Annotated in this window: 6 protein-coding genes and 2 pseudogenes; 5 read left to right on the plus strand and 3 right to left on the minus strand. The window is 39.2% G+C overall.

Annotation, left to right across the window (positions count from 1 at the left end):
- Positions 1 to 314 (minus strand): annotated as a pseudogene (locus BKN38_RS09505) (hypothetical protein); the annotation flags it as partial.
- 997 nt (positions 315 to 1,311) lie between these two features.
- Positions 1,312 to 2,907: pseudogene (locus BKN38_RS12340) on the minus strand (6-hydroxymethylpterin diphosphokinase MptE-like protein); the annotation flags it as partial.
- Positions 2,908 to 3,096: 189 nt separating this feature from the next.
- On the opposite strand from BKN38_RS12340, the gene BKN38_RS09515 reads away from it, so the two are divergent.
- The 5 genes from BKN38_RS09515 (at position 3,097) to BKN38_RS09535 (ending at position 9,355) form a co-directional block, all read left to right on the plus strand.
- The gene (locus tag BKN38_RS09515) at positions 3,097 to 4,452 is read left to right on the plus strand and encodes a DUF2972 domain-containing protein (RefSeq protein ID WP_070957813.1); all 1,356 of its coding nucleotides are present in this window, start codon (positions 3,097 to 3,099) and stop codon (positions 4,450 to 4,452) included.
- A 102-nt stretch (positions 4,453 to 4,554) separates the two neighbouring features.
- Positions 4,555 to 7,029: a PEP-utilizing enzyme gene (locus BKN38_RS09520; protein WP_066458294.1), complete on the plus strand. Its 2,475-nt coding sequence runs from the start codon at positions 4,555 to 4,557 to the stop codon at positions 7,027 to 7,029.
- A 24-nt stretch (positions 7,030 to 7,053) separates the two neighbouring features.
- Positions 7,054 to 7,722 (plus strand): gamma-glutamyl-CDP-amidate hydrolase, encoded by a 669-nt coding sequence (locus BKN38_RS09525; protein ID WP_066458289.1) that lies wholly within the window; start codon positions 7,054 to 7,056, stop codon positions 7,720 to 7,722.
- Complete coding sequence (locus tag BKN38_RS09530) at positions 7,719 to 8,477, plus strand: NTP transferase domain-containing protein (RefSeq protein ID WP_066458287.1); 759 nt, start codon at positions 7,719 to 7,721, stop codon at positions 8,475 to 8,477. The genes BKN38_RS09525 and BKN38_RS09530 overlap by 4 nt, the downstream gene beginning before the upstream one ends.
- Entirely contained in the window at positions 8,471 to 9,355 is an 885-nt protein-coding gene (locus tag BKN38_RS09535) for a 3'(2'),5'-bisphosphate nucleotidase CysQ (protein ID WP_066458285.1), read from the plus strand. Before BKN38_RS09530 ends, BKN38_RS09535 begins: the two co-directional genes overlap by 7 nt.
- 53 nt (positions 9,356 to 9,408) lie before the next feature.
- Here the strand turns inward: BKN38_RS09535 and BKN38_RS09540 are convergent.
- A partial coding sequence (locus BKN38_RS09540) for a DUF2972 domain-containing protein (protein WP_143000277.1) occupies positions 9,409 to 10,503 on the minus strand: 1,095 nt, incomplete at its 5' end.

The raw sequence follows: 10,503 nt of genomic DNA on the forward strand, positions 1-10,503 counted from the left end.
CACCCCCCGTAGAGGTCATTTTTTGCAAAATCACTAAAATCCTGTTTGCTAAACATATCTCTGTCAAGCACCACTTTTAGATATTCTTTACCCGTTTTGTAATCCACATGTTCTAGCACGGCTGTATAGATTGGATTTTTTCGAAAGTTTGCAAATACTTTATCATCCTTGCTTGCTAGCTTACAAAAAGCTGGGTATTTGAGTGAAGAGGTAATGCTTGAGCCTTTTTCAAAATCTCGAAGTCCATCCATATCACCAAAATCCATATTCGCCTCTTTTTTGCCCATAAAATACTTTTTTATAGAATTTAACATTGTGTTGCTCCTTAAATTTTGTGACATATTATAGCATATAAATCAAGATGTTTTTAACAAAAAACTAAATGGTAATGTTGGAGCACCAGAATTAAGTCCATTTATTTTGCTAGCTTTTGCCGCCAGATTTTGCCCCCTATTTTTTGCCACTTGGTTTTACTCTAGATTCCGCTAGCGCCAAGTCCTTTTTGTCCCATTCTTTTAGTGCCATTTCGACGGTGTTTATCACGCAGTCTATTCCGCCAGCCAGCGAGAAAAGCCAGTATTTATGGTAGTAGAGCCACTGCAGCTGCTTTGCCTTTATCTCATCTTCGTTCGCTGTATAAAGCACCAAAACCTTCGCGATGTCAAGCTCTTGGTGGAAAATGTAAGATTGTATCGCATCCATAAAATAGCTTGTAAATTTGCGGCTTGCAAAGAGTTCTTTCACCTCATCGATTTTGTCGCAAAGGCGGTTGATTTTCTCGAAATTTATCTTTTCTAGTTTGTTGGCGGCGTTTAGCTTCTCGATGTGCTCTAGCTCCTTTGCCAGCTGCAAAAACACGCGCTCGATTTTGCGCTTTTGCGCGCTACCATAGCGGATGATGCCTTGGCATTTTTTGTAGGCTTTGATGATGTTTGCCTCGCTTTGTTTTTGGCTGGGGTATGCTAGGGTGATGGGTGTTTTTATGCGCGGTGGGCGGGTGGATTTGATGGTGGATTTGGCGGCGGATTTGGCGCTAGATTTGGTAGATTCTGGAGTGACGCTAGATTCTGCTCTCTTGCTAGAATCCGCATCGCTAGAATCTAAATTATTAGAATCCACTTTTGCGCCATTTTGCGCGCGCATAGAATCCAAAATCCCACTAGATTCTACCGCGCGAGCAGAATCTAAAATGTGAGAATCTAAAGCGCCAGAATCTACATTTACACCAGATTCCGCGCCAGAATCCGCCCCCACAGCAGAATCTACACCAGCCGCGCCCATATTTTGCCCCCTCGTATCCTCGCCATTTAGCACCGCTTCCACGACTTTGGCAAAAGGCATTTCTACCGCGCCATGGATTCTAGCCCCGCCTTCAGTCGCGTTGATGACTTCCATAGTCGCTGGCGTGCGCGCGATGTCTTTCTCAAAAAAGTTCAAAAACAGCTTCCAAACCTTGCTAGTCTCCACCTCGCCACCACCGCCATATTTGGGGACGAGCAGCCCTTCTTTTTTGTATTGCGACTCGTTTGTGCCATAGATTGCGCCTTTTGAGTGCGAAGTCCCATCCTCGCCAAACGCCAAATCCTGCCCGATAAACACACAGCGCTTAAACTTCGCATACATCGCGATTTCATACGCCATATTTGCAGCACTCATACCGATGCCGATATAGCCATATTTGTCAAACCCAAAGAGGCTTGTATAGCCAAACGGACGGAAGCTAAACTGCACCATAGCGCCTTTTAGTGCTTCTTTTAGCTTTTTATGCACGATAGAAGTGATGGCAAAGATGACGCCCTCTTGCGCCTCTTTTGGCGTGTCGGTGTAGAATTTCGCACTCGCCTCCACGCGCTCAAGGCTTATGACGATGTCTGGCTTGATGCCGTGCTGATAGAGGATAGGGAAGCTCGCATCCACGCATAGCAGCGTGACATAGGGGGTGACTTTTTTTAGCAGTGGGAGCTGTTTGTAGAGGCTTGGACCAGTGGAGACGATGATAGCAGTGTCGTTTTTCTCGATGCGTTTGTCTAGCTTTGAGATGAGCTCATCAAGCGTTGGCGAGCGCAGGGCATCTGGGAGGTTTGTGATATGGTGCAAAATGCCTACCACCGAGTCCCTAGCGTCATTTCCTACGCTCACCACCGCCTGCTCGATAGCCTTGATAAAATAGCCATTGATACGCATGATGTCATCTTGGTAGCGCTCATAGTAGCTATTCGTCACTAGCAAATCATAAGTTTTGACAAATACGCGCGAGTATTTGAAGCTATCAAACAGCGAGTCTATCGTGATGTAGCCAATCTGCTTGGTGTAGAAAATCACTAGCGAGCGAGAGGCAATCTCGGCGGAAAAATCAAGCAGATTTAGCACGATAAAAATTATCTCTAGCTCTGGCTCAAAAACCACGATGCGCTTGCGCTGCTCGTTGAAAAGAAGCTTGATAAGCACGCCATTGCCTAAGCCATAGAGATAGATAAAAGGATAATACGAATAAGGCGTGAGACTCGCGTTTTTCTCCATCACTTCATCGATGGGCTTTGTGAGATAGAGGGCGGTGGCGTTTTGCGTGTCGATGATGTTGTAGTTTGCCGGGTCATTATCCATGAAAACTTCGTATTTTTGGTTGGGCTTGAATGATTTGAGTGCGAGGAAAAGCATGGGGTCGGTGTATCTAAGCGCTTGCAAATTTTTGGTGAAATTGTCTTGGGGCTGTGCTGGTTGTGCTTGTGTGTTTTGCGTGGCGTGCGCTGGTTGCATTTGTGTGTTTTGCACGGCGTGCTGGTTTGGCTTGTTTGGATTCTGCGTATTTTGCGAGGCGTTTGGATTCTGCGGCTGCGCTTGGCTTTGATATTGCAAATTTTGCGGATTTAGAGGATTTTGCGCGCGAATATTTGGCGTTTTTGGCATAGGCACTCCTTTGAGATTTTGGGATTTGCGGCGATAGCGATAGATTCTAATATCGCGATTGTTAAGCAAATTTTAATCCAAAATGACCACAACAACCACAGCCGAAAGTTAAAAATTAAAAATATTACACATAATTTATGATATAATAGGCATCTACATAAACCGCCTTCTTCCTGTAGGATATCAAAGATGCCAATAAATTTTTTTAAAAAAATGTCAATAAAAATATTTCATATTTGTGGCAGGATTGCTTGGATTTACAGAATCAAATTACCAAAAAATTATAAATTTATTGCTCTTAGCTCTCATGGTGTTGGACATAATGTTTTTTGGAAATTTTTAAAAGAATGCAGAGTGAGAATAAATTGGCATTGTTTTGAACAAGCTGAAATTGTTTATTTGCGCATATGGGATACGCTTATTTCTGGAAAAATATTAAAAAAGCATAACAATGCTATTGTGCTTGCCGAATATGGCTTTATTGATTCTGCCAAGCTGTTTTCATTAATAGATTCCAGTGTTCCATGCGTGATTTTGGTCCGCGATCCTATTAGCATTATAAAAACTAATTTGAATTTCCAAAGCAGAAACGCGGATGACTGGCTAATTATTGGTGAAAATTACAATAAGGTTATAAACATTGAATTTGATAGCTTTGTTACGGAGACTTTTACTGGTTATAGAAAATTCGTCAATAAACCATATATAGATGGAGTTCAATATATAACGAGAGACAAAAATCAAGCATTTTTTATCCAAAATTCACTTATAAAAGCCCTTCCCGATTTAACTAAGATTTATTATGTAGACACATCTGAAATATTGCCAGACAAGGCTTTTGAGACTATGAAAAGACTATCCTCTTTGCTCTCATTCCCAACCCCAAAACCATCAAGAGTATATGAACAAAAACTCTATGGTGCCTTTACCGGCTTATTGCCATTGACACTAAAAGTCCCCTATACACATAAACAAGAAAATCATAAAATACTCTATGGGGGGGGGGGGTCAAATAAAACTCCCGCGGAATCTAAGCAAAGTTGTAAGAAACAAAACACACCAGAATCTTCTTTAAACCTATCTTTAAGCTCTTTCTTAAATCGTTTTTTAAGCCCTTTTTGCAAGCCAAAAGAGAAATTTTTACAAATTATCATCACGGTGCATGAGGACAACACAGGATTAATTGACATTGGCATAGATATTATGGATAGCTTTTTTACAAAATTCAAAACTTTTCAAAATATCAAGCTTTATATAGATGCAAAAGATAAAGAAAAAATATTAGAATCTAAACAAGAAATCAAAGATTATTTGCTTGGATATTTTAAAGAATTAAAAAATTATATGGATATGCAAGCAAAAAATAAAATCACTGAAGAGCAGATTCTTGAGTATTTCCGCAATCACCCAGATATTAGGGCAGAGTTTAAAGCAAAGCTTGATTATGAACTAGATCATGTAAAAAAACACGCACCGCATATTGTTTCCTCTTGGAAATATTATCAAGAATTTGAAAAAATGTGCAAATTAGCTGAGCAAGTTTAAACACAGTTTTATAGCAGTGTTGGCTTTGATTTTAAGGTGATTTTGTATAAAATCACAATTTTTGTAACCAAAATATTAAAGCTACAAAAAGGCCATATGCAAATGAATCATTTAGTCTTCAAAACAAAGGCGCAAAATCTCGCCTCATTAAGCACGCGCCTCACCAAAGCAAAAGTATTGCCACTAGCTATAACATCACTAGAATCTATCCGCGTCAAAGAAGCTAGAGATGAGCTTTTTGCCAAGATTTCCACATGGAATACGAGGCATATCATCGTGCGCTCAAGCTCCAAGCAAGAAGATGGGTTTAAAGAATCAAATGCCGGCGCATTTTTGAGTATAGGGCATATTCCAAGCGATGATAAAGACAAGATTTTGGAGGCTATTGCAAAAGTTGGAAAATCTATGCCTTATGAAAATGATGAGGTTTTGATACAGCCAATGCTTGAAAATATAGAGCTGTGCGGCGTGGCATTTAGCGTGGATAAAGACAATGAATCTCCATATTTTTGCATAAGCTACGACTGCAGCGGCTCAAATGAGGCTATCACTAGCGGCAGCACGCAGGCTACTGGTTTTTATCATTATCGCCAAGCGCCCTTGCCAAAAGATCCAAAAATGGCGCGATGCATAGAGGTGATAATGGAGCTTGAAGAGATTTTTGATTGCAGGAGACTTGATGTTGAATTTGCATTTGCATACGATAAATGCGATAATAATTTGGCGGGCTCCAAAATAGATTTCAAAGCAGATTCTGCCACAAAAATAAATTCTGGCCAAATAAAATCTGGTGAACAAGACATTTTGACGCTTTATTGCCTCCAAGTGCGCCCGCTAGTCATCGATGAATCTCAAAGCGTTTATGATAAGCTAGCGCCTAGAGCGCTCGAAAGACTTGCAAAGCGTATCCACACACTAAACTGCCCCTATCCTGAAATATTAGGCGATAAAACTATTTTTGGTGTGATGCCCGATTGGAATCCTGCCGAGATTATTGGGCTTAAGCCAAAGCGACTTGCACTTAGCCTTTATAAAGAAATCATTACGGATAATATTTGGGCTTATCAGCGCGATAATTATGGATATCGCAGCCTGCGCTCCCATCCACTTATGCTATCATTTTTGGGAATCCCCTATATAGATGTAAGGCTTTCTTTCAACTCCTTTATCCCAAAAAATTTGGATGAAAATATCTCCGCCAAACTTGTTGATTATTATATATCTAGGCTTCGTGAAGCGCCTTGGGCTCATGATAAGATAGAATTTGATATTGTTTTTTCTTGCTATGATTTTATGCTACCAAAAAAATTGCAAAAACTTTTGGATTATGGATTTAACGAAAATGAAATTAAGCGCATAGAATTTGCCTTACTAGAGCTTACAAATCGCATCATAAGCCCCAATAATGGTCTCTATCTAAAAGATCTCGCTAAGGCAAAAGAGCTAGAATCCAAATATGGAATAATTATAAATTCCTACACTTCGCCATATGACAAGATTTATTGGCTTATTGAGGATTGCAAAAGATTTGGCACTTTGCCATTTGCCGGCATCGCTAGGGCGGCGTTTGTAGCTATGCAAATGCTAGATTCTCTTGTAAAAATAGGCTTTTTAAGCGCGCAAGAAAAAATAAATTTTCTTGCTTCTTTGCACACCAAAGCCAAAGAGTTGGCTATAGATTCCAAATATCTTAGCGCTGAAACTAAAAATGCTTTTCTTGAAAAATACGGACATTTGCGTGCCGGAAGTTATAATATCCTCTCTCCTCGCTATGATGAGGCCTTTGAAGAATATTTTGGCTCGCTAGATTCTGGGATTGATCGCACGCTAGATTCCAGTCTAGAATCTAGCGCATCTACACAAGCGGATTTTATGCTTTCTAGTGAGAGATTGCACGATTTAAATCGTGTCCTTAAAGAAAATGGATTAAAAATAGATGCGCCTAATTTCTTTGATTTTCTAAAAAAGACTATAGAGGGGCGCGAGGGTGTAAAATTTGCTTTTACGAAGTTTCTCTCCAAAGCACTAAGCATTATCAAAGAGCTTGGCGAGAATCTAGAAATAGCCCCTGAGGACATGGCACATTTGGATATAAAAAGTATCCTTGCGCTGTATTCTAGCCTTTATAAAAATAGTCCAAAAGAAAGATTTATGAATGAAATACAAGCGCATAAAGAAGAATTCGCGCTGACTTGTGCGCTAAAATTGCCTGATATTATTTTTAGCGAGGAAGATATTTTTAGCTTTTATGCCCCAAAAATTATGCCAAACTTTATTACAAACAAAAGTATAATGGCACAGACCATCATCATAAATGATGGGGCAAACGCAAGCACAAACCTTGAGGGAAAAATCATTTTGATTCCAGCAGCAGATCCGGGGTTTGACTATCTATTTGCTAAAAATATCGCTGGCTTTATAACATGCTATGGTGGGGCTAATTCCCACATGGCGATACGCGCTTCTGAATTGCAGATTCCAGCGGCTATTGGCGTAGGCGAGGAAAAATTTAGATTATTTGCAAAAGCGCAAAGAATCAGACTAGAATGCGAAACAAAGCAGATTTTCTGCCTCTGATAGTGTAAAATCAAGGAATAAATAATGTTTATTGGCATAACACAAAGACTTATCGAACACGATAAATATAAAGAGACAAGGGAATGTTTGGCGCTTGATTGGGGGGAGTTATTTGCCAAGAGTGAGGATTTTGCGGATTTTGTACCATTGCCATTAAGTTATGAGATTGATTTTTTGAAATATGCGCGGTATTTGCAGGGTGTTATCTTTAGCGGCGGCAATGATTTGTCAATCTTTACCAAAGAATCTGCCAATAAAGATTATACCCTATCATTAAAAAGAGATGCTTATGAGTCAAAAATTATTGAATATTGCATCGATTATGGGTTGCCATTGCTTGGGATTTGTCGCGGGGCACAGATGATAGCGCACTATTTTGGGGCAAAATTTATCACTTCTGAAAGGCATATAGCGCCACATGAAGCATTTTGCGCACAATCAAGGAGTCTTGATAAAGCGCAAGATAAAAATAAATATGATACATATATTGTAAATTCTTTTCATCGCTATTGCATAAAAAAAGTTTTTGAGCCGCTAATCCCGCTAGCCATCGCCAAAGATGATACTATCGAGGCGTATAGACACGCGCAAAAGCCCATATTTGGTATAATGTGGCACATAGAGCGCGATATGGGGCTAAATGACAAAACAATACTCTCACAATGGCTACAAGCCATAAAGGATGGAAAATGAAAGCACTTATTTTGGCAGCAGGATTTGGTTCAAGACTTATGCCACTTACAGTACAAACGCCAAAATGCATGGTTTCTTATCAGGGGCAAAAAATACTTGATTATGAAATAAAGGCATTGAGAGAAAATAATATTGATGAGATTGCTATTGTAGGCGGTTATCTTTATGATACTTTGCAGGATTATGCGCGCGCGCAAGGGATAACAAAGCTTTATAGAAATGAAAAATATGATTGCACCAATATGGTTTCTACTCTTTTTTGCGCGAGGGATTTTCTGAATCTTTGTGCTAAGACAAAAGAAGATATTATCATCTCTTATGCGGATATTGTGTACTCCAAAGGGATTGTGGCTAAGCTGCTAGAATGTAATATGCCGCTTGGAATCGTGGTAGATAAAAAATGGCGCGAATTGTGGAAAAAAAGATTTGAAAATCCACTAGATGATGCAGAGACGATGAAGCTTGATGGCAATAGGATTCTAGAGCTTGGAAAAAAGCCAAAAAGCTATGATGAGATACAAGGGCAATATATTGGGTTATTTAAAATATCGCATGCATTTTTGCCGCAAGTGATTGGATTTTATGATGAGCTGGATAGGGGTAGTATCTATGATGGCAAAGATTTTCCAAATATGTATATGACAAGCTTTTTGCAAGCGTTGATTGATCGCTTTTGCAATGCGCATGCCGTAGAGATTTATGGTGGGTGGATGGAGATTGATGCAAAAAGTGATTTGGAGATTTTGCCATGCTAGAGTTGCTTTATAAAAGCATGTTTTGTGCTTTGGAGGCGGGCAAAATTGTGATGAAATTTTATGGAGAGGAGGCGTATAGCCTAAAAGCAGACAAAAGCCCACTCACACAAGCAGATCTAGAATCTAGCCGCTTTTTGGTAGAGAATCTAAAGCTATGCTCTGGGCTAGAAGTCTGCTCTGAAGAGTTTGTTTTGTCGTATGATAAGCGCAAAGAGTTGGAGTTTTATTGGCTTATAGATCCACTTGATGGCACAAAAGAATTTATTGCAAGAAAAAGAGAATTTACTATAAATATAGCACTTATTTATGCTAATGCGCCGATATTGGGGGTGGTTTATGCGCCAGCGCTAAATGAGCTGTATTTTGGTGGCAAGGATGAGCGTGGCAAAGGATTTGGGGCTTTTTATGCCAAAGATGGCTTACGGGGATTAGATGATATTGCACCGGATGTATTGATAAATCCAAAGCTAGCGATTAATAATAATATATTGCAGTATATTGACTCTATCAAAAAGCCCATGAGATGTGATCCTGCTCCTAGAGCGCAACTAATCGCCTGCGATTCTGTGTATCATAGCACCCTAGCTACGCAAGAATTTATCCAAGCACATAATATGCAGACACTAAAGAAAGGCTCATCTCTTAAATTGTGCGCTCTGGCTAATGGCGAGGCTGATATATATCCTAGATTTGAAGGAAGTAAAGAGTGGGACACGGCTGCTGGAGATGCTATACTTGGAGAAACGGGCGGAGTTATATTAGATATTGATACCAAAAAGCCATTGTTATACAATAAACCAGATATCAAAAATAGCCACTTTATCGCTTTTTCTCCCACACAAGTAAGAGAAAGAATATATATGGAAATACTTGGCTGATTTTTTTGCCATAGAGCTAAAAATACCAAAAAAACACTTTTTATTATAATGCGCTATTTTGTTTGCTTCAAAAGAGGTCCGAGCTCGCAAAATGCTTTATATGACAACCATGAATCGACAATATCCTGCCTAACTTGCTTTATATGGGTGATTTCATATTTAATCACAGAATCCAACTTATGCCACCAATGTGGATTCTCACACAAGAACTCAAAGAAAAAATCTACAGCAATGGCTTTTGTTTTATTGCTTTTTGCTTGATTTGCGACTTGAGCCAGCTCGTCATCAACAACCTGGTATAGCTTAGCCTCAAGATGTTTAGGAAAAGTTTTAGCGGTAGTGGAGATAAAAAACTCATGATTTGGAATATGATTACATTTATAGTTTTTTGCAATATAACAGCGAGTGTCTTTTGCATGATATAAAGGATATACATCTCTTTGAGTAAATCTTCCATTATATGCACTTGCAAATATTTTAAAACCTGATATTTCTATTTCTAGCGGCAAAAGACGCGTGATAGAATCATTTACTTGCATATCAAAGTTTTCTCTATCAGGAACCTCAAATCCCAAAAAGTCTGCCACTTTTTCCATTGTCTGTCTTGTCGAAGATCTAATAATCTCTTGGCAATCTACATAAAGAATTTTGTTTGTATACGGCTCAATAAGTTTGTAGTTAGAATAAAAGCCGATGGTCGTAGAAAAATCGCTAAGCCCACTAAATTGACATGACTCAAGCCAATAATTTATAAAATCAAAATCTGCAGGATTAGAATCTGACACAAAATTTATGACACTTATAAGCGTTTTTATAGGGTCACGCACCAAAATTATGGCAGGCATGTCGCAAGCGGCATATTGTTGCAGCCATTCTTTTTTACCTATAGTATTACCATCCAGGGTTACACTATATGCTCCACATTTTTCATTTAATAACAATTCTTTATTTACCTGAATATTTTGTGCCCTTATTGGATCTGACGTTGTAGTAAAATCTCCTTCTCTAAGCGCAAACATAGTCATAGGAAGCACAAATGAAAGATTACGAGGTTTTTGCCCCCCCCCCCCCTGGCGCACCGCTCCATTTGGTGTGTTTGTTTTTTTTTTTTTTTTTTTTTGGGTTTTGTGTCTTTTTGTTTGTTTGTT

It is taken from the genome of Helicobacter sp. CLO-3 (assembly GCF_001854545.1).
In the GTDB taxonomy this organism is placed as follows: Bacteria; Campylobacterota; Campylobacteria; order Campylobacterales; family Helicobacteraceae; genus Helicobacter_B.